Here is a 602-nt window from a genome sequence, read left to right as displayed (position 1 = left end):
CGATTCAGTCCAGCGCTTGATGTCGTCTTCCATCAGGGTGCTCATCGTCGTTTCCTTCAACGTTAACACCTGAGCAGGAATTCACTGGGTCAATACAGATTCGGGCTATCGCAGTCACAACCAATGAAGTAGGTGACTCGCCCATGGCCGCTGTCTTACTGGGCCAGATCCCCAGCCATGAACAGGTAGCTAGCTTGACTGGTGATGGGGCCTATGACACCAAGGATGTGCATGAGGCCTGCTACCTGCGGGGAGCCATTCCAATCATCCCGCCACGCAAGGGAGCGAAGCTACGCAAGGGGCTGGCATTTGCTCACCGCAATGAAGCGGTCAAGGCGTGTAGGCAGTTGGGGCAGGCTATCTGGAAACGCTGGAGCGGCTACCACCGAAGGTCTTTGGTGGAGACCAAGATGAATTGCTTCAAGCGCCTGGGCGAGAAGGTGATGGCCAGGACGTTTGAACGCCAGGTGGCCGAGCTCAATACTCGAGCGTCAATCCTCAATCAATTTACCGCTCTGGGCACACCCCAGACGGTCGCTGCTGCGTAAATCCGTCTGAGGTTTGGGGTAGATCGGCCTCAGGGTGATTTATGCAAAAACGCC

At 56.0% G+C, this 602-nt stretch carries 1 pseudogene; it reads left to right on the top strand.

Annotation, left to right across the window (positions count from 1 at the left end):
* Window positions 1-89: 89 nt before the first annotated feature.
* A pseudogene (locus CA2_RS01325) lies at window positions 90-548 on the top strand (IS5 family transposase); the annotation flags it as partial.
* Between the last annotated feature and the right edge of the window lie 54 nt (window positions 549-602).

This window comes from Comamonas aquatica NBRC 14918 (genome assembly GCF_000739875.1).
Classification (GTDB): domain Bacteria; phylum Pseudomonadota; class Gammaproteobacteria; order Burkholderiales; family Burkholderiaceae_C; genus Comamonas; species Comamonas aquatica.
This window is presented reverse-complemented; position numbering and strand designations above follow the sequence as displayed.